This is a genomic window from Ignatzschineria ureiclastica (assembly GCF_003121845.1).
GTDB classification, from domain to species: domain Bacteria; phylum Pseudomonadota; class Gammaproteobacteria; order Cardiobacteriales; family Wohlfahrtiimonadaceae; genus Ignatzschineria; species Ignatzschineria ureiclastica.
In genome coordinates this window covers 623604-644457 of the sequence record NZ_QEWQ01000001.1, presented here as the reverse complement: position 1 = coordinate 644457, position 20854 = coordinate 623604, and the positions used below count along the sequence as shown (strand labels likewise).

Sequence of the window (20854 nt, the reverse complement as noted above, 5' to 3'; positions counted from 1 at the left end):
TATGATCTAGGGAATTTTTTATGGGGGAATAATAGATATGGGGGGTAATAGAAAAAAGCCCTGCATTATTCGATGCAGGGCTTATTTGATTCTTACTTAATTATTCTGTTATTGATGAGCGATGAATTACACTTTAACCGTTAGGATATCGCAAGGTGAATCATTGATAATTGCACCTGATGTTGAGCCGAGAAGCACACCTAATCCTGAACGGGTATGAGAGCCAATCACGAGCAGATCAGCTTTAAGCTCTTCGGCTGCTCGTAGAATCCCTTCTTTCGTTGAAAGCGCTGAAATAACCATGGTATCTGCATCAGGAATCCCTAATTTCATTGAGAGTTCACGCATTGATTTCTTAGCTTCAGCAATAATTTCACTGTCAGAGACTTGTGGAATAATCGGCATTAACTCATAACCTGCGCTAATACTGATACCTTCCAAAATATTGAGAAGGGTAATTTTGGCATGGTTGCGTTTCGCCACAACTAATGCTTGTCGACCCACTTTCTCCGCATCGTGAGATTGATCTACTGCGACAAGAATATGTTGATATTCAGTTTCAGACATTTTTGCTCTCCTGCAATGATAAAAGTATGAATTACTCGAGTCTTTATAATAAGAATTAAATCGAGTTATATCTCTGTTTGTTATAGCAAGAGATGACGAATTTAGCAATTCTAATCAGGGGAAAAAACCACTTGATGTCAAAAAACGTGTACAATACCAACTCTAAATTTATAAGTATTTTCAATGGTACATTGAAGTATCATCTTAGCGTTAAGTAGAGCGAATCAACATGAGTAAACTAGCGAAAGAAGTGGCCCGTCGCCGGACATTTGCCATTATTGCCCACCCGGATGCGGGTAAAACCACTATGACAGAGAAGCTTCTCTTATTTGGAGGCGCGATTAATCTTGCCGGCTCGGTGAAAGGTCGTAAAGCTGCCCGTCATGCCACCTCTGACTGGATGGAGCTAGAGCAGCAACGTGGGATCTCGGTGACTTCATCTGTCATGCAGTTTCCTTATCGTGATTGTATGATTAACCTACTGGATACGCCAGGGCATCAAGACTTCTCAGAAGATACCTATCGTACCTTGACGGCGGTGGACTCAGCGCTCATGATGATCGATTGTGCTAACGGGGTTGAAGAGCAGACGATCAAACTGATGAATGTTTGTCGCCTACGGGATACACCGATTATCACTTTTATTAATAAATTAGACAGAGATGGTAAAGAGCCGATCGATCTACTTGATGAAGTGGAAGATGTTTTAAAGATCAATTGTGCGCCAGTGACTTGGCCGATCGGTATGGGGCGGGATCTTAAAGGGGTTTATCATATTCTCGAGGATTATATTCACCTCTATGATGCCACTGAACGGGGGACTAAAAGTAAAGGGCGTATTGTCAAAGGATTGAATAGCCCTGAACTTGATGAGGTTTTAGGGGAAGATCGTGCGAATGCTTTTCGTGAAGAGGTTGAATTAGTACGCGTTGCCAGTCATGAGTTTGATTTGAATGAGTATCTCGAAGGGCGTTTAACGCCGGTCTATTTTGGTTCTGCGATTACTAACTTTGGTGTGCAAGAGATGCTCGATGGGTTTGTAGAGATCGCACCGGCACCGCGTAAGCAAGCCACTTTAACTCGAGAAGTGATGGCTGATGAAGAGCCTTTAACAGGCTTTATTTTTAAGATTCAAGCAAATATGGATCCGCGGCATCGTGACCGCATCGCTTTTATGCGAGTCTGTTCTGGTAAATATACACCGGGAATGACGGCTCGACATGTGCGTATCGGTAAAAATATCCGGATTCCTGAAGCTTTGACCTTTATGGCCTCTGATCGGGGACATTTAGATGAAGCTTATGCCGGTGATATTATTGGGATCTATAATCATGGTACAATTCGGATTGGTGATACCTTTACAGAGGGTGAAGAGCTGAGCTTTAAAGGCATTCCTGATTTTGCACCAGAGCTCTTCCGCCGGGCACGTTTACGGGATCCACTTAAGATGAAGCATTTAGAACGAGGACTCGAGCAGCTCTGTGAAGAGGGAGCAACGCAGCTCTTCAAACCTTTACGGAATAATGACTTAATCATTGGGGCTGTAGGGGTACTACAATTTGATGTTGTAGCACATCGTTTGAAAATTGAATATAACGTCGATTGTATCTTCGAACATGTAGATGTTTCCACAGCACGTTGGGTACATTCTAAAGATCCGAAGAAATTTGATGAATTTAAGCGTAAAGCTGAAGATAACTTAGCCGTAGATCATCATGGTGAATATGTCTATATTGCACCAACTCGCGTAAATCTACACTTAGCGCAAGAACGTTATCCTGATATTAGTTTTGATGCCTTTAGAGAGATTCATGGGTAGTCTCGATCTTTTGTGAAAGATTAGTTATTATAAGTAATACGCATATACACACACATATATATGCATTCTCATTCCACCAATAATTTTGGTGGAATTTTTTATGTGTATAACTTATTGAAAATGATCTAAAGCAGCATGCGGCTTTTTAGAAAAAGGTATGACTTTAATAACTGAAAAATATCAATTTAAAACAATCTATTACGCGATGCTACAACTTTTTTAACAAAAAATACTATTATTTACGTTTATTGATATAGTAAACTACGATTCCTGTGAAACAGTGATATAAAAAGTTAGGAGTCGTTCATGAAAAAAGTTCTATTCATCTCTGCACTTACCATTGCAAGTGTTGCTTCAATTTCTAATGCGCAAAGCTTTGAGCAATATGTGTCAGGTAAAGGCGCTGTGCGCTATGGTACTTATAAAGTCCAAAGTAATGAAGATAATGAGCAATTTAAAGAGAGCAAAAGTGTTGCCGGCCTTCGGCTTGCTTACGGTTTAGTATTGCCGATGGGTGAAAACAACCTTCGTGCAGAGCTAGAGTATGGTTTAAATGGCACGCAAAAAATGGACAAGACGTTAGATGAGGGGAATGTTCAGCTCAAAAACCGTATGAAATCACAATCGTTAATGGCGAATGTTTATTATGATATCAATACAGGCACACGTTTTACCCCTTATGTTGGCGCCGGTTTGGGTTACGCGCACCTCAAAAATGAAGTGGGTATTGTAGATCACGAAGATAATGACAATTACTCAATCTCTAAAGGCAAAGGTAATTTTGCTTGGAATGTGAGCGTCGGTACAAGCTATAAAGTAGATAACAATCTCTCGTTAGATCTCAGCTACCGTTTTACTGATTACGGTAAAGTGAAATTTAACGCTAGCGAGAATAATATCAGCGCAACGGCGAAACTTCGTTCGAATGAATTAAACTTCGGTGTTCGCTATCAATTCTAAAGTTCTTCCTTTTTAGAAGAGTAATTAAAAGATCAATAGGGTTCTATCGCTCTTTTGATAGAACTATTGAGAGTACTTTTATGCAAAACCCTATTAGTCGATGGAGAGACTGATAGGGTTTTTCTTTATCTGAAATTTTAGGGGGGATTTAAACAGTAAATCCTTGACTGCTTCTATGGTGAAATCGGTCTGTTTACTTTAAGCTAGCATATAAATATTACAAAAGCTTCAGCGCTGATCAATGAAAAGGGGGAGAATTGAAGAATGGTCAATTTAGCAGAGATAGGAACAGAGCAGTGTAATCCAAGAACGGCAGAGATCGATCAGCTCTCTACCTTAGAGATGGTGCAACTCATTAATCGTGAAGATCAAGCTGTAATTGATGCGGTTAATCGGGCAACCCCGCAGATTGCAGCGGCGATTGATCTGATTGTAGTAGCAATAAAACAGGGAGGCCGATTAATCTATATGGGTGCCGGTACTTCGGGGCGATTAGGAGTATTAGATGCTTCAGAATGCTTACCCACTTTTGGTGTTGGTGAGGAAGCGGTGATCGGTATTATTGCCGGGGGAGATCGGGCGTTACGTCATCCGGTGGAGAATGCCGAGGATAATTTTGAAGCCGGCAAGGCGGATTTAGAAGCGATTCATTGTAATGAGAAAGATGTTGTGTGTGTGCTTGCCTCATCGGGAAGAACTCCTTACTGTCTTGGTGCTTTAGCCTATGCCGAGGCAATAGGTGCCGGGCGTATTGCCATTGCCTGTGTTGCCGAGAGTCAAATTGGTCAAAAGGCAGATATCGCCATTGAAGCTGTGGTTGGGGAAGAGGTGATTACCGGTTCGACTCGTATGAAATCGGGTTCGTCTCAAAAGATGATTCTCAATATGCTTTCGACAGGGACAATGATTCGCTTAGGCAAAGTATATGGTAATCAGATGGTTGATCTGCGGGCGACCAATGAGAAGTTAGTGGCTAGAGCTGAACGGATTGTGATGCAAGTGACGGATTGTAGTTCGAGTGAAGCAAAAGCGCTTCTTCAAAAAAGCCAAGGGGCAGTCAAGCCAGCGATTGTGATGGCCTTATTAGCCATTTCTTATGAAAAGGCACAAGCGTTATTAGCGCAGTATGGCGGCCATATTCGGCAATTATTAACAAGCGAGAGAGGAGGGTCCTAGATGTCACAATCATTGTCGCAACCCTTGTCGCAACCTTTGTCGCAATCATTACCGAAATCGCTATTTGCTGTTGGGATTATGACCGGCACATCATTAGATGGTGTGGATGTCGCATTAGTGAAATTAGAGGGGAAAGGGGCAGATATCACGTGTCAGTTACTACATTTTTATAGTCAACCTTTAGAAGATGATTTACGGCATAAAATTACACAAGCGTGTGATCTTGGGCAATCGAATGTGGCTTTGATTTGTACCCTCAATGCCGAATTAGGATTACTCTATGCAGATGCAGTAGATGCATTATTGGTCGAAGTGGAAGCATTGAAACGTGCAGGTGCCCAATCGTTACAGGAGTTCTCAGGAAAGCTCGATTTTATCGCTTCTCATGGACAGACCATTTATCACTTACCACGATCACAATCGGCAACCCATCAATTAACACCCTCTACTTTGCAGATAGGCGATCCATCAATGTTAGCTTATCGTTTTGCGACAGATGTCTATTTTAATTTTCGGATGATGGATGTGATTGCCGGCGGAGACGGTGCGCCTTTGGTGCCGATGACAGAATGGCTCCTATATCGTAGTGCAACGGCGAATCGTTTATTACAAAATATCGGTGGGATTGGTAATGTGACAATTTTGCCGAAAGAGGCGGATATTGAGGATCTTTGGGCTTTTGATACGGGCCCCGGTAATATGATGATCAATGAAGCAATGCAGCAACTCTATCAGAAAAGCTATGATCACAATGGGGAGATCGCTCGGCAAGGAGAATTGATTGAACCTTTATGGCAGCAATTATGCCAACACCCTTATCTAGCAGAAAATCCCCCAAAATCCACAGGAAGAGAACAATTCGGCGCACGCTTTACACAAGCCTTATTACAGCAGTATTTACCTCCTCAAAATTGCGCTTACTCGCCGGCAGATATTATTCATACTTTAACGCGATTTACCGCATTTTCGATTGCCGACAGCTACCGGCGATTTGTGTTCCCCGCTATTGATATTGATGAAGTGATTGTCGGAGGGGGCGGTGCTTATAATAGTGCCTTATTGCGCTATCTGCAGGCTGAATTGCCAGATCAGCAGATATTAACAGGGGAGGATCTAGGGCTTTCAAGCGATGCGAAAGAAGCGATTGCCTTTGCGCTTTTAGGGTATTTAACAAGAGAAAAGCTTGCCGGCAATGTTCCACGTGCAACAGGTGCGCGAGAATCTCTTGTCTTAGGGCAACTATGCCCGAATCCTTTCCCGAAGAGAGAAAAATAGTGGTAAAATATCCAAAATTAGCAACTCTATTTTTTGAGTGAAATCAAAGCAATAACTATCATTGATAATGATTGTAATGTGATTTATTAAACATATCATCATTACGGGTCATTATTGATACATTGAGCTTAAAATTGATGCTTTAGATAGGTTAGTAATATCTAGTTATATTTATGTTGTAGCCTGGGCTACTGAAATTTGAGGAGGTTTGTTATGTCTACTGCGACCGCGCAGAGATCTGTCGAAACAGCACCTATTTTAGAATTAGGGATTACTGAATGGCGCGCTGAAGAGTGCGATCGAGATAATATTGCGAGTCATTTAGAGAAAGGGGATGTACTCTATTTTCCTTCTCTACCGTTTGCTTTAACGCCGGAAGAATCAGCGTTACTTGATCCAAAATATGTCAGTCCAAAGCGCAAAAATATTATGTATCAAGCGGATCAAGATGATATTCGAGGAACCGCAGATGAGGTGACTGAAGCACAGAAGCAGGTACTCAAAGGTTTATTGAAACGGTATGCTGATGCGAGTTATCGACTTATTACTGATATTATTCCTGAATATAAGGATAAACTCCATAGTCCGATGAATACCCTTCGCTTAAATGCAATTGATGAATGGAGTGATAGTCATTCATTCCGGAAAGATGATCGACGTTTGCATGTTGATGCATTCCCCTCTCGTCCGCTTCATGGGAAACGTATTATTCGAATTTTTACCAATATTAATCCAAATGGTATCCCCCGGAAATGGCGTGTTGGAGAGGCCTTTCCGGATCTTGCAAAACGCTTATTGCCGAAAATTAAGCCATACTCTAAATTAGGCGCAACCCTTTTAGACACGCTACAGATTACCAAAAGTAAGCGCACTCACTATGATCATATTATGTTGCAGTTCCACGACATTATGAAAGAAGATCAAGAGTATCAAGATCGAGGCATTCAGTGGGAAGTGAATTTTATGCCGGGCTCAACCTGGGTCTGTTTTTCGGATCAAACTCCCCATGCGGCAATGAGTGGGCAATTTATGCTAGAGCAGACCTTCCAATTAGATGTGGAAGATATGGTGGATAGTTCACAATCTCCACTTAAAGTTTTAGAGGGATTGGTGGGTAAGCCGTTACTATAGTAAGCGATAATAGTCCTGTTTATTAGGGATTGTTAGGGAAAGGATTTACACAAACATCATCCCATGTCGACAAAAATGCTGATATCATATTGATCAGCATTTTTTTATGGCACTTATTGGGAAAAGGTGGCGGTGATTTTACGTCATTAGATAATAATAAAAGGGGAAAAATAGATGTATGAAGCGGCGATGCTCTTAATCTCATTAGCGGGAATTCATTTTATGGCATTGATTACGCCGGGGCCTGATTTCTTTTTGGTAACACAAGTCGCGGTCAGTCATTCTCGACGAGAAGCAATGATGACAGTGCTAGGAATTACTCTCGGCGTTGCTATCTGGGCCGTCGTTGCACTATTAGGCTTGCATGTTTTAGTTGAAAAACTTCCTTGGATTCAAGCAGTACTCTTCTTAGCCGGTGGTTGTTACCTTATTTATCTCGGTATTTTACTCTTGAAGAGCAGCTACCAACAGTTCAAAAGTTGTAAAGTACAGATTGAAGCGATGTTAGAAAATCCATTAACGGATGATCAATTAGTAGAATTAGGACCAAAGAAAATGAGTGGCCGAACACTCTTTTTAAAAGGCCTTTTTACGAATCTCTCAAACCCCAAATCTTTGATCTATTTCGGCAGTGTCTTTGTGATATTTGTTGGCGGTAATATCTCTACGGTCCTGCGAGCAGAGATCTTTACCTTAGTGATCGTAGAGACTTTTCTTTGGTTCTTAGTGGTGGTGATTTTATTCTCTCTCCCACAGATGAAAGCACTCTATCAAAAGGCCGGCGCTTACATTGATGGCATTGCCGGAATTTTCTTTGTTGGATTTGGGGGCGGGTTGCTTTATCAAGCGGCAACGCAACTACTAATGGGATAACTAAAGGATAAGTTAAGGGATAAGTATTTGTAGAAATTGGTGAGAAGCTTGGGATAGATTGCAGATATCCCAAGCTTTTTTAAGGCATTATTATCCGCTTTTTTGATAATCAAGAGTTATAATCTTGCAATACGCAGAGTTATCCTGATAGTTATCCAAAGAAATTGTGCATAACTGTGGAGAGTGTTATTGATTGTCGGGTTATGCAAAGATATAAAAATTATGGGATGAACCACAGACCTAACCATAGGACAAACAAATCAATATAGTAATGTCGGTTCAAAATATGCTTATTGAAGTGCCGGTGCATTGGCTGTAATAAGTAAGAAAGCCATTCTATCCAGTATCTTGCAAGTGTTGTTTAAAATCATTTTTCTTAAACCAAATTTACTATATAAAAAAACCGCAGACATTTAATCTACGGTTCAATAATATTGGTTTTATTTAAAATCATTTAACTTGAATGATTGTAGAACCAATCAGAGATCTATTTCACTTTTTTGAAACCGGCAGTTTCAAGTAATTGACCTGTTGCTGAGTAGCTCACGCCTTCATTGGGGTCACCATTGAATGCCGAACCTGGGAGTTCTGCTAATTCAGCAAGATCTGCTTTGGTTAAATCAATAATGATGGTTTCATGTGCCTCTTTATCGCCATAAGTCATATCGTAAGTGATACCTTTAATGGCTGCGTAATCAATATTATTCGTCACTGCTGATAAGATTTGTTCAGCCTCTTCGGCATTTGTTGCACCAATTGCGTCATAAGCGATAATGCTATCCGTTTCTTGACGAGTGATTTTGTCATCTTTACCCACAAGCGTAATACGAATCGTCACGCCAGGTTGTTCAAGTTCATAAGTTGAAGTCACTTCATCCTGAGCTACCGGTGTTGTAGCTTCAGTTGTGGTATTGTTGGTGCCATTTTGTGCAGGCGCTTTTGCATCATCAGAACAAGCAACAAGAAGAGATGCGAAGATAACACCAAGGCCGAGTTTATATAATTTTTTCATTATCCATAACCTTTTTATAAATATATTAAAAATTTCAATGCATAAACAGTTTAAAATAGTTGCTTAGACATTTTGTGGATATATTTTATAGGAGTCCACTTATTAACGCTATGCCTTTGATAGAATAAACTGTAATTTTTGAGATGACACTTGAGTTAAATTAAAAAATAGATGGCTAAAATAGGGGGAATACGTTGTATTTTGTTATAAATAGTGAGTGTTGTCGCTGACGATCTAATATAGAACGGGCAATAAAAATAGTGTAATGACGAATAGCGTAATGGGAAAAGGATCGATATGACAAATCAGAATAATCTATGGTTAGATATGCCTAATCTTGTTTTGAATGCGGACAACTATGATCACGCTTCTCTGAACGCGGATGCGATTGTTGTTGGTGCGGGAATTGCCGGTGCAAGCGCAGCTTATCATTTAGCGGAAACGGGAATGAAGGTTTGGGTATTAGATAAAGCAGAAAATCCGGCAACTGCGGGATCAGGTAATCGGCAAGGAATGCTCTATGTGAAGCTATCGCCTCATACACCATTAGAGAATGAATTAGCACTTGCAGGTTTTCAATACACTTTACAGTTATTGAAACAATTGACAAAAAAAGGCTTATTAGAAAAGGGAAAAGATTGGGATAACTGTGGCTTATTGCAATTATCTTATGCGAGTAAAAGACCAGAATATCAAGCGATGTTGGCCGAACAGTATCCTGAAATAATGCAATTGGTAGATTCTCAAACAGCCAGTGAATTAGCAGGGATTTCACTGCACTCTGGCGGGCTTCTATTTCCTGAATCTGGTTGGGTTGCACCTCAAGCTTTAACAAAAGCGCTCTTACAACATTCGAATATTACCTTTCTGCCGAATCAATCGGTATTGGATGTACAATCAGTTGCTGACGATCTTGATCTTCCTTTATGGCAAGTAAAAACAGGCGCACAGACTTATCAGAGTAAAATAGTGGTGCTTGCGATGGCGAGTGAAGTCTGTGAATTAAAAGTATGTGAGCATCTTCCTATGATATCGGCGCGTGGGCAGACAACCTCTCTGAAACAAGAAAATCCTTTAAAAATGGTGGTGAGTGGTGAAGGGTATATTGCCCCCTCTATTGAACAAAATGGAGACTGTTGGACAACCTTTGGCGCTACCTTTGAACGTCATGGGGAGGTTTCAGCGCCGACAGAGAGGGAGCATCGAGAAAATATTACTATGCTTGAGCAGAATTCAGAAAAATTAGCCGCGAATTTAGGATTAAGTGCAATAATGCCCAAATTACCGGAAACATTAGAGGGGAGAGTGGCACTTCGAGCGAGTGCACCAGGATCTTTACCCATTGTCGGCCCCATTGCACAATACGATGAATTTATGGCGCGTTTTGCTTCCATTCGATTAGATGCAAAACGTATTCCTGATGCTAAAGTGCCTTGGGAACAGGGACTCTATTTATCAACGGCTCATGGGGCAAGGGGAATGATTACTGCACCCTTAGCCGGTAAGATGTTGATCAATATGATATTGCCCAGGAAACGTATTGGGGAGAATATTAATGGGTGGAGAACTATTAGACTTACCGAAGCCATGTATAGAGTCTTGCACCCCAACCGTTTTTATTACCAGCAGCTACGTTCTGGAAAATCTCCTGGCGAATTTGGTTAGCCTCTTCGAGTAACATCCGAATATAAGCCCAATCTTTTTGATAATTAATGGGAACAAAGCGATCAGCACCTAATAATTCGTGCTGCATACTCCCTGAAAAGCGGTAATCAAAAATACATTGCTGTAGTTTTTCTCGAAACTCAGGGGCTAATTTATGAGAATAAGTAATAGCAGCAGCAGGGAAAGGTTCGCTTTGATAGATGATACGGAATTCGCCCTCTTTAATGCGTTGTTGTCCGATCATTCTTTCATACACCTCAGCTGAAATGACTGCTGCATCGTAATCTCCTGATTTTACACCTACAATGGAGAGATCATGTTTACCTGAAAAGATCACCTCATAATCAACGCCGGGAATAATACCTTCTTGGGGAAATAGTGCTAAAGCACCTAAATGCCCAGAGTTAGAGACAGCATCTGTATGGGCTACGCGTTTACCTTTTAGGTCTGTGATTTTTTGATAAGGACTATCGCTACGAGCAATGACAATCAGACCAGAATAAGCGATACCCTGTTCATTCCCTTTTGCTGCGAATGGAACGGCCCCAGCACGATTCACAGCGGCAACGGTGCTACCTGAAGAGAATCCTGCAACATGCAACCGACCAGCGCGCATTGCTTCAATTTCTGCTTCATTACTCTGCATTTGATAGTAAATCACTTTTGAGTCAAGGCAAGTTGCTAAATGATCTGTAAATCTTGTTATATATTTTGAATAGGGTGAAAGATCTTCAAAAGGGGAAAATGAGACGATTAATGTTTGAGGCGTAATCATTTGTTTGGGATCTGTGGGAAGATCGGCAATCAAATCGTAATCATTGTCACAATAGGGCTCTTCGAGCATTCCTCGGTGATGACATTCGGCACTAAATGCGACTAACATATTGAAAAATATTGCTATAATGGCGACAATGAAGCGTAGCCTGTTCATTGTGAATCCCTCATAAGTAGCTATGAAAATGTTCAAAATTTCTTAAATAATAATATTTTTTAACATTTATAGCAATATTTTTCACTTATTTTACAAATGAAATCAATGACTCATACGATATTTAATAAATTCATCTTTATTATCAAGTAATTGTATATAAGGATTTGATTTGATTTGATGATCTAAAGTATCTGTTGCTGTGGGTCCATAGGCGTGACCTGTTCGAAGCGTCACATGATGGGGAACTTCTGTTTTAATTCGATTGAGCGAATCGAAGAGCGCAGCAGGATCAGATCCGGGTAGATCTGCGCGTCCTGAACCATTAATAAAGAGTGTATCGCCGGTAATAAGGTCATCACTTAAGAGAAAACAGATAGAGCCGCTGCTGTGTCCCGGCGTTAAAATGATCTTTACTTTTTCGCCGGCAAAGTCGAGTAAATCATTGTCATATAGTGGAATAATATCATCCGGTAACTCTCGAAAGGCTGGCGGAAGATCCCCTTTTGGGAAGGAATTAATATAATCAATTTCCACATTTGAGCCATACACGGGAATAGGGAAATACTCTCTTAATGCTTTGACCGCGCTCACGTGATCATGATGGCCATGGGTTAACCAAATCGCCACAGGTTTGAGGTTGAGTTTTTGTAAACGATCAATAAAGTATTGCTCATCCCAAGCGGGATCGATGATGATCGCTTCACCAGTTTCAGTATCTTCAATAATATGACTAAAATTTTCATAACGTTCATAAACTTCGGAATGAATACGATATCGGGGTGCCATAGAGATCTCCTAAATATTGATGATCGCGCCATTGTGGCTGCAAAAGTAGTATTATCTTCCTGATATCTTTCAATATAACATATTGTATCTATGTTATTCCCTTGTCGTAGTGGATTCATCGCCTATTAGATAATCGAAAACTCTAATGATCAAAAAATTTAAATTCTCAATTTTTTGCTTATAGTAAATTTGGTTTAAGAAAAATGGTTTTAAACAACACTTGCAAGATGCCGGATAGAACAACTTCCTCACTTATTACAACCGATGCGCCGGCATTTATAGTTATTCCGGTTTAAGAAAATTCACAATCATTATAGGATGAAGCGTCTTACAAGCTTACAAACATCTTTACTTAATAATTTAAAACCGATTTCACTATACTATAAAAGAAGCCCCATTATGATTGCATCATCATTAATGGGACTCTGGTCAATAGCATTACAACTCTTCAGAAAGCGTTACATGATTAGATTATAGTAACCTTTAATGGTTCATCTGAGAATGATCCATGGGCATCGTATGCTCATTCTGTTTGGTGGCTTTATGATCTGTCGGCATCTGAGATTGCTGCATTGTTGGCATCTCTGGCATGTTATGTTCAGGCATATTATGATTCATAGAATGATCTGCACCTTTACTGCTATTGTCTCCGTGATTCTCCGAATTACTGTGATCGGCTGCATTGCCATGATCGCCGTGGCCATGTCCGTGTCCCATGTTTTGCATCTGCGTTAAAATCTCTGTTGCACTCTGTTCACCGCTACGGATTTTCTCTGTTTGGGTACTGACCATTTCAGCGCGTTTTGTGACACGATCTTGTGGCGCAATCCAACCGAGATAGTAGATCGCCATTACCAGAACCACTAAACCTGCGATCATACGCACTCCTTTCTTCGCAAAGAAGTGGCCTACAAAGTTTCCAAAAATCGCAAGGCCTAACATAATAGGAAGTGTGCCAAGACCAAAGGCAAACATAATGGCCGCAGATTTTGCGACAGAACCTGCGCCCATAGCAACGGCTAAGGGACCATAAACTGCACCACATGGTAATAATCCCCAAATCATGCCGACAAGGTAAGTGCCTTTAGCAGTGCGGATAGGGAAGAAGCGTTGAGAGAATTTTTGAATCGGTTTCCAAATTGATTGGAAAGGGCGCTCAATCCAACTTAAAGCTTGTGGCAAGCCGAAGAGTTGCAAGGCAATAAAGATCATAATAGCACCGGCAACATAACGGATAATATATTGAATAGCAGTAATATCTGAGACAGACGCTGCGATTAATCCGCCGATAACACCTAGAAGCGTATAGGTTGAAATACGACCTAGATTATAGAGAATCGCTGCCGGAATTCGTTTATAGGCATTATTCATTCCCAAGATACCAATTACAGGGCCACACATTCCGACACAATGGGTTTGAGCGGCAAAGCCTATAAAAAATGCCCCTGAAATTAGGGCTAGAAATTCCATCATTGCGAAGTCCTCATATTGTTATTATTAATGGATTGTTAAAGCGATAATTTCTATAGAAACCAATGCGTTAATGCCGATGGGCTGATATTGCTCATCTGATGTTGATGATCTGATATCGATAATCCATAGGTTAGCGTTAAATGATTGAGTGTGAAATTATGACTATTTTTGAATGCTGATCATCATAATGGAAATTACCAAAGACGCAAAGAAAAACTCGTTGTCAGCATCATAGTAAACTGTAAAGCGATTTTGAAAAAGGCATAGAAAAAGCAAGAGAAAGAGTAAGAGGAAAAGTGAGCGAAAGTATTAGTGAGGATGGCATTAGAGTATTTATCAATGGTGATTCGATAGTGACTTACGGATAAATTTATGGATGAAAGAATGAATTTGCAGCGAGATAGGGTAGAATAGCGGGGAACTATTTTTGTGATTCTGCGCTTGAGTATTGATGGGTGGGCTATCTTTAGCAAAATTCATCAGAAGTTACTTCTGCGCCCTTATTGTTAGTAAAGGATTTATTTTTATGTCAGGACAATTTATCTACACGATGAATCGTGTGAGTAAAGTGGTACCGCCTAATCGTGAGATCTTAAAAGATATCTCAATCTCATTTTTCCCTGGCGCAAAAATCGGGGTTCTAGGATTGAATGGTGCCGGTAAATCAACACTACTTCGCATTATGGCGGGGGTTGATACCAATATCCAAGGTGAAGCGCGTGTTCAGCCCGGTACTAAGATCGGTTATTTAGAGCAAGAACCTAAACTTAATGAAGCACTTGATGTGCGTGGTAATCTCGAAGAAGCCCTCGGCGATATTAAAAAAGCGCAAGAAGAGCTTGATCAAGTCTATGCCGCTTATGCAGAACCCGATGCTGATTTTGATGCATTAGCAACGAAGCAAGCAGAGCTTGAGGCGATTTTAGCAAGTAGTGATGGTCATAGTTTAGATCGTCAATTGGAGATTGCTGCCGATGCACTTCGTTTACCACCGATGGATCGTGATATTGCAACGCTTTCAGGCGGTGAAAAACGCCGGGTTGCGCTCTGTAAATTACTACTTTCTAAGCCTGATATGCTGCTACTCGATGAGCCAACGAACCATTTAGATGCAGAATCAGTGGCTTGGCTTGAACGTTTCTTGCATGATTATCCCGGTACTGTTGTGGCGGTTACCCATGATCGTTACTTCCTTGATAATGTGGCAGGTTGGATTTTAGAGCTTGACCGCGGACATGGTATTCCTTATGAAGGGAATTACTCTAGTTGGCTTGAGCAGAAGACTCGCCGTTTAGAGCAAGAAGCCAAGCAGGAAGAATCTCGCGCTAAAGCAATTAAGAAAGAGCTTGAGTGGGTACGTTCTGGTGTGAAAGGTCGTCAAACGAAGTCGAAAGCACGTTTAGCTCGTTTTGAAGAGCTTGAAAGTCAAGAATATCAACAACGTAATGAGACCATGGAGATCTATATTCCACCTGGACCTCGTTTAGGGGACTTGGTGATTGAAGCTACTGATGTTGCGAAAGCCTTTGGCGATAAATTACTTTATGAAGATTTAAGCTTTAATCTGCCTAAAGGTGGGATTGTGGGGGTTATCGGACCTAATGGTGCTGGTAAATCAACGCTCTTTAAGTTAATGACTGGTCAATTAGAAGCAGATAAAGGGACATTCCGAGTAGGGGAAACCGTTGAACTTGCCTATGTGGATCAGAGTCGTGATACGCTTGATCCGAATAAAACTGTTTGGGAAGAGATTTCAGATGGTTTAGATATGATTCGTGTGGGCACTTATGAAACGCCATCTCGCGCTTATTGTGGGCGCTTTAACTTTAAAGGTTCAGATCAGCAAAAATTAGTACGCGATCTATCCGGAGGTGAGCGTAATCGGGTGCATTTAGCGAAAGTATTGCGTTCAGGTGGGAATGTCATTCTTCTCGATGAACCGACAAATGACCTTGATGTGGAAACTTTACGGGCACTTGAAGATGCGATTTTAGCATTTGCAGGCTGTGTGGTTGTGATTTCCCATGACCGCTGGTTCTTAGATCGAATTGCGACACATATTTTGGCCTTTGAAGGTAATTCTCATGTAGAATGGTTTGAAGGAAATTATGAAGAGTATGAAGCCGATCGCCGTCGCCGTTTAGGAGATGATGCGGATCGTCCTCAACGTATTAAATACAAACCGATCTCTCGCTAAGCGTGAGTCTAGATCTATCCTTAAGGAGCAATCATTATGGCACTAGATAAGAAACAAGTAGAATTAGACGACAATGCATTGCCTATCTGCTGTCCTCCGCTTGAGGTGGATGCTTGGGGTTATCATCCTCGTGTGTATCTCAGTCCTGATCAAGAGGGGAAAGTAAAATGCCCTTATTGCAGTACTGAGTATATTGTTGAGTAATCTGCTGAGTAATCGGTTGAATTATCTCAAGTAGGTTTGAAAGATCTTGCCGGCACTTCAGTGTTCTCACTTGTGAGATTTTGACTGAAGTGCTCGTTGCATTTCTTATAAAGTATCTATTACTTATAAAATTAATTAAAGAACTCTAAATATTTATGAAAATTTTAGCAGTCGATGCTTCAACTGCTGCTTGTTCAGCAGCTGTCTATGCACATGGAGAAGTGGTTGAGCGCCTCACCGTCGCTTCACGTAAACATATCGAACTTTTAAAGCCAATGGTATTAGAAGTGATGGCGGGATCAGAGCTCGATTTTAAAGATTTAGATGGTTTAGCATTCGCCGTCGGTCCGGGTAGTTTTGCAGGGCTCCGCATAGCCTGCGGTTTTATTCAAGGATTAGGAGCAGGACTTGATCTGCCTATTGCACCTATCTCAACGCTGGCAGCTTTAGCTTATTCGGTGCTTGAAGAGCATCCTGAGGCCAAAGTGATGCCGATGCTTGATGCGAAGATGAATGAAGTATACTGGGCCATTTATGCATTAGATGAAGATAAACAGCTTATTAATATTGCAGAAGATCAAGTGAATACTTTGGCAGAGATCTATGCACTTTTTGCCGAGAGTTCTGAACCGGTATTAGGTATTGGTGATGGTTGGACGTTAGATAGTGAAGCAGTAGAAAAATTAAATGCCACAATGATTGTCGATCGTCATTATCCCAGAGCCGGAGATATTGCCTTATTGGCAAAGCGGGATCTGGATAAAGGTCTCGGCCTCTATGCTGATCAAGTTTCACCTGTCTATTTACGCCATAACATTGCGTTGACGATTGAAGAGCAGCAAGCGCTACGTGCGGCAAAAGCAGAAGCTGAGGAATCGTTATAAGCCTACCTATTTTTTGCAATCGATATGTCGGCATTTATAGTAATATCGGTTCAAAATAAGCATTATGTAAATGCCGGCGCAGCAGCTGTAAAAAGCGAGGAAGCTATTCTATCCGGCATCTTGCAAGTGTTGGTGAGTCAGGTTTTATGTTCTTTTAAAACCCCACAATAGCTGTTTAAAAACCATTTTTCTTAAACCAAATTTATAATAATGTCGGTTCAAAATAAGCTTATTTAAGTGCCGGCGCATCGGCTGTAAAAAGCGAGGAAGCCATTCTATCCGGCATCTTGCAAGTGTTGTTTAAAACCATTTTTCTTAAACCAAATTTACCATAAATCAGCTTGTTTTGAAGTGAACATACTTAAAGATGAGTAAAACAAAAGCGCCCATTGATGAGTTCAATCGGCGCTTTTCTGTGTCCTAAAATCCTTGTGTAATCAAAGGATTTTCTAGGAATAGATTCTTATGAATAGATATTCATTCTATGAATAAAATATCGTTTTATGGATTGAGCGTTGCTTTGATGACGTTCACAATCTCTGTAACGGATACCATCGTTGCAGCCTCATCCGTTCTTGCTTTGAATTCAACTTCCCCGTTTTTAAGTGTACGATCACCAATCACAACTCGATAAGGAATACCAATTAGCTCATGATCACTAAAGGCTTCGCCTGGGCGAATATTTCGATCCTCTAATAAAACATCGATACCGAGCGCTAATAATTCATTGTAGAGTTTATCGGTAGTCTCTTTCACCAGTTCAGATTTACCATAATTCATGGGAATGAGTGATAGGGTAAAAGGAGCAATTGCTTTAGGCCAGATAATGCCGGCATCATCATTACGCTGCTCAATAGCTGCCGCGACAATTCGAGTGACCCCGATACCATAACATCCCATCTGCATCACCGTTGCTTTACCATTTTGATCAAGTACCGTCGCATTCATCGCTTTTGAGTAACGATCTCCTAGTTGGAAGATATGGCCGACTTCAATACCACGAGCAATGGCAATTTTACCCTTACCGCAAGGTGAAGGATCGCCTTCTTTAATTTCACGAAGATCTAATACTTCAGGCTCAGGGAGATCACGACCAATATTTACATTGATATAGTGAAAACCTGTTTCGTTTGCACCGCAGCTAAAGTTACTCATCAAGGCTGCTTGGCGATCAAATACCACTTTGATTGGCATATTGACAGGGCCAATGGAACCTGGCGTTGTGTTGAGTATATTTGCAATCTCTTCATCGCTCGCAAATGTGAGTGGTACGGCAAAAAGACCACAGTTCTCTGCTTTCACTTCATTGAGTTCATGATCACCTCGTAAGCACACTGCAATGAGTTCATTCTCTTTTTGACCATGAAGAATTAAGGTTTTAAGGTGCATCTCAGGCGGAGAGTTTAAGAATTTTGCCAAATCTTCAATCGAATGGACATTCGGTGTTTCGAGTTTTTTGAGTGCGCCGGTTGCTTCTCCACGCGTCCCAACGGCTATAGCTTCTGCTGCTTCCACATTGGCTGCATAATCAGATTCTGTAGAGTAGACAATCGCATCTTCGCCCGCTTGCGTTACAACGTGGAACTCTTGAGATTTACTGCCACCGATCGCACCGGAATCTGCCCAAACAGCGCGATATTCTAGCTCTAAACGATCTAAAATATTGCTATAAGCGGTGTACATTTTATTGTAAGTATCATCGAGTGATTCTGCATCAATATGGAAAGAGTAAGCATCTTTCATCAGAAATTCGCGAGAGCGCATTACACCGAAACGTGGGCGAATTTCATCGCGGAATTTCCATTGAATTTGATAGAAGTTGATCGGGAGTTGACGATAGCTCTTGAGTTCTTGGCGAGCAAAATCAGTAATAATCTCTTCATGAGTGGGGCCTAAGCAGTAATCGCGCATATGGCGATCTTTGAATCGAAGTAATTCAGGGCCAAATTTCTCCCATCGGCCTGATTCAATCCAAAGCTCTGCAGGTTGCGCTGATGGCATGAGCATCTCAAGCGCACCGGCTTTATTCATCTCATCTCGTACGATATTTTCGGTTTTTTGTAATACCCGTAAGCCTAATGGGCTCCAGCTATAGATGCCTGATGTAACGCGGCGAATGAGGCCTGCGCGTAGCATTAATTGATGTGATTTGATCTCGGCATCATTAGGGGTATCGCGAAGGGTGTTAATTAAAAATTGACTTGTTTTCATAATAGATGGTCTGTTAATCGCTTAAAATTAATAATTGAATATTGAATACAGAGAGTTCGGATAACTATATTGGTCAATCGGGAGAACCAAATCTCGATGTTAAATTCATGGTTATCTAATTCTGTTATTGCTCTTATTTGTACGGAAAATAGATGATATAAGGAGTGATAGTGTAGGGAGAAAACAATATCTACGCAATATTTCTTATGATCATCAGTGATTGTTAACGTGATTTAATCAAAAAAAATATAATTGTTATAAAAGTTGCTGCTTAATATTGATCTATATCAATATTTGCAGAGAGAATTGTCTATTTATTAATCAATAATGATCGTTTGATTGTGGCAAGAAATTGATTCTATTCTCTATTTTTTAAAAAATGGAGCGCTAGATTGGCCCAGGTTGCGCCGCCAATTAAGATATTGTTGTCATTGAAATCATATTGTTCTGTATGCAGGCCTATTAGTTCAGCATTCTCATGTTGTTCGTGAGTATCATTGCCGATATAAAAGTAAGCGCCGGGACATTCTTGGAGCATAAAACCGAAATCTTCTGCACCCATTGAAGGCTTTTTGTCGTAGTGGATATGTTGTGGTTGTATCAGCTTTTCGATCGCTTCAATAGCAATATCTGTTTCTTTATCATGATTAATCGTGGGAATATAACCATCAATTAATCGTACTTCACAGGTTGCGCCATATGCACTACAGATTCCTTCGGCTAGAGCCTTGATTCGTCCTTTAATCAGGTCTCTTACTTTAAGATCAAAATAACGTAACGTTCCGAGTAGCGAGACTTTGTTGGGAATGACGTTATTCGCATGTCCGCCATGGATTGCGCCAATGGTAATAACGGCAGAATCGAGCCCAGAGATATTACGCGATATAATCGATTGTAAGCCAACGACTATTTCTGATGCGACTAAGACGCTATCGACCGTTTGATAGGGGTGCGCCGCATGACCGCCTTTAGAGAAAACATCAATATGCACTTCACAAGTGCCGGCCATTTGTGGACCTTTTTTAATGAGAATTTCACCCTGTTTTGCGCCGGGATAATTGTGGATCGCATAGACCGCATCTACCGGAAATTTTTCAAATAATCCATCATTAACCATGGTGCGAGCGCCAGCTTGATCCTCTTCATCCGGTTGGAATATAAAGATGATTGTGCCATCAAATTCTGCTTCTAATGCAAGATAATGGGCTGCGGCTAAGAGCATGGTCATATGGCCATCATGACCACAAGCATGCATAGTGCCACTATTGTTTGAGCTATAAGGAAGATCAGTCGCTTCAGTGATGGGTAGGGCATCAATATCGGCGCGTAGCCCAATGCGTTTCCCCTTCTGATAATCCCCTTTTTGTAAAATGCCGATCACCCCAGTGGTTGAGAGCCTCTCTGTTTTAATACCCCAAGACTGTAATAGTGCTTCAATTTTGTCAGCGGTTTTAAATTCTTGCCGAGAGAGTTCGGGGTGCGCATGAAATGATTGGCGCAACTGCCGGAAAGTTTCATCATGTTTTTGCAAGAATTGAATGAGCGGTGAGTCAGGATTTTGCACAATATGTGTCAGCATTGATTATTGCCCTTTGGAAGTGACAGGTTTAAATTCGGTATAGACTTTAATTTTATCGTTTAATCCATTAGTATAGAACCCTTAGGATACAATTTCATGTCAGAGTTTAGA

Annotated in this window: 17 protein-coding genes; 10 read left to right on the top strand and 7 right to left on the bottom strand. The window is 40.9% G+C overall.

The genetic code is table 11. The features are described from left to right. Nucleotides 1-126 precede the first annotated feature (126 nt). Entirely contained in the window at nt 127-567 is a 441-nt protein-coding gene (locus DC083_RS02685; protein ID WP_026878762.1) for a universal stress protein, read from the bottom strand. 229 nt (nt 568-796) lie between these two features. Here DC083_RS02685 and DC083_RS02680 point away from each other — a divergent pair, with 229 nt between their 5' ends. The 6 genes from DC083_RS02680 to DC083_RS02655 all read left to right on the top strand — a co-directional run bounded on the left by DC083_RS02680 (nt 797) and on the right by DC083_RS02655 (nt 7801). Further along, nucleotides 797-2386 carry a peptide chain release factor 3 gene (locus tag DC083_RS02680; RefSeq protein WP_026878763.1) on the top strand — a complete coding sequence of 530 codons (1590 nt, stop codon included), beginning with the start codon at nt 797-799 and terminating at the stop codon, nt 2384-2386. 306 nt (nt 2387-2692) lie between these two features. Next, entirely contained in the window at nt 2693-3346 is a 654-nt protein-coding gene (locus tag DC083_RS02675) for an outer membrane protein (protein WP_109188700.1), read from the top strand. A 264-nt stretch (nt 3347-3610) separates the two neighbouring features. Next, nucleotides 3611-4522: an N-acetylmuramic acid 6-phosphate etherase gene (gene murQ, locus DC083_RS02670; RefSeq protein ID WP_109188699.1), complete on the top strand. Its 912-nt coding sequence runs from the start codon at nt 3611-3613 to the stop codon at nt 4520-4522. Further along, a complete protein-coding gene (gene anmK, locus DC083_RS02665) occupies nt 4523-5797 on the top strand; it encodes an anhydro-N-acetylmuramic acid kinase AnmK (protein WP_109188698.1) in 1275 nt (424 codons plus the stop codon). 213 nt (nt 5798-6010) lie between these two features. Beyond that, nucleotides 6011-6928: a Kdo hydroxylase KdoO gene (locus DC083_RS02660; protein ID WP_109188697.1), complete on the top strand. Its 918-nt coding sequence runs from the start codon at nt 6011-6013 to the stop codon at nt 6926-6928. Between the two features lie 174 nt (nt 6929-7102). Further along, nucleotides 7103-7801 (top strand): LysE family transporter, encoded by a 699-nt coding sequence (locus tag DC083_RS02655; RefSeq protein ID WP_229822251.1) that lies wholly within the window; start codon nt 7103-7105, stop codon nt 7799-7801. Nucleotides 7802-8288: 487 nt separating this feature from the next. Here DC083_RS02655 and DC083_RS02650 read toward each other — a convergent pair whose 3' ends face one another. Then, nucleotides 8289-8813 (bottom strand): DUF1307 domain-containing protein, encoded by a 525-nt coding sequence (locus DC083_RS02650; protein ID WP_109188696.1) that lies wholly within the window; start codon nt 8811-8813, stop codon nt 8289-8291. A gap of 297 nt (nt 8814-9110) precedes the next feature. On the opposite strand from DC083_RS02650, the gene mnmC1 reads away from it, so the two are divergent. Beyond that, nucleotides 9111-10478 (top strand): FAD-dependent 5-carboxymethylaminomethyl-2-thiouridine(34) oxidoreductase MnmC1, encoded by a 1368-nt coding sequence (gene mnmC1 / locus DC083_RS02645; protein WP_109188695.1) that lies wholly within the window; start codon nt 9111-9113, stop codon nt 10476-10478. Here mnmC1 and phnD read toward each other — a convergent pair. From phnD to DC083_RS02630, 3 genes are all read right to left on the bottom strand, one after another. After that, nucleotides 10390-11409, bottom strand: a complete 1020-nt coding sequence (phnD, locus tag DC083_RS02640; protein WP_109188694.1) for a phosphate/phosphite/phosphonate ABC transporter substrate-binding protein — start codon at nt 11407-11409, stop codon at nt 10390-10392. The two genes, mnmC1 and phnD, sit on opposite strands and share 89 nt — an antisense overlap. A 102-nt stretch (nt 11410-11511) precedes the next feature. Next, a complete protein-coding gene (locus DC083_RS02635) occupies nt 11512-12195 on the bottom strand; it encodes an MBL fold metallo-hydrolase (RefSeq protein WP_109188693.1) in 684 nt (227 codons plus the stop codon). A 483-nt stretch (nt 12196-12678) separates the two neighbouring features. Next, nucleotides 12679-13668: a sulfite exporter TauE/SafE family protein gene (locus DC083_RS02630; RefSeq protein WP_109188692.1), complete on the bottom strand. Its 990-nt coding sequence runs from the start codon at nt 13666-13668 to the stop codon at nt 12679-12681. A 526-nt stretch (nt 13669-14194) separates the two neighbouring features. On the opposite strand from DC083_RS02630, the gene ettA reads away from it, so the two are divergent. From ettA to tsaB, 3 genes are all read left to right on the top strand, one after another. After that, nucleotides 14195-15865, top strand: a complete 1671-nt coding sequence (gene ettA, locus DC083_RS02625; RefSeq protein ID WP_109188691.1) for an energy-dependent translational throttle protein EttA — start codon at nt 14195-14197, stop codon at nt 15863-15865. Between the two features lie 36 nt (nt 15866-15901). Beyond that, nucleotides 15902-16069 carry a zinc-finger domain-containing protein gene (locus DC083_RS02620; RefSeq protein WP_109188690.1) on the top strand — a complete coding sequence of 56 codons (168 nt, stop codon included), beginning with the start codon at nt 15902-15904 and terminating at the stop codon, nt 16067-16069. A gap of 155 nt (nt 16070-16224) precedes the next feature. Beyond that, nucleotides 16225-16953, top strand: coding sequence for a tRNA (adenosine(37)-N6)-threonylcarbamoyltransferase complex dimerization subunit type 1 TsaB (tsaB, locus tag DC083_RS02615; RefSeq protein WP_109188689.1), 729 nt, complete (start codon nt 16225-16227; stop codon nt 16951-16953). Between the two features lie 501 nt (nt 16954-17454). Here the strand turns inward: tsaB and DC083_RS02610 are convergent. Together DC083_RS02610 and DC083_RS02605 are read right to left on the bottom strand one after the other, a co-directional pair. Further along, complete coding sequence (locus DC083_RS02610) at nt 17455-19164, bottom strand: proline--tRNA ligase (protein ID WP_109188688.1); 1710 nt, start codon at nt 19162-19164, stop codon at nt 17455-17457. A 358-nt stretch (nt 19165-19522) separates the two neighbouring features. Continuing rightward, the gene (locus DC083_RS02605) at nt 19523-20743 is read right to left on the bottom strand and encodes a M20 metallopeptidase family protein (protein WP_109188687.1); all 1221 of its coding nucleotides are present in this window, start codon (nt 20741-20743) and stop codon (nt 19523-19525) included. Between the last annotated feature and the right edge of the window lie 111 nt (nt 20744-20854).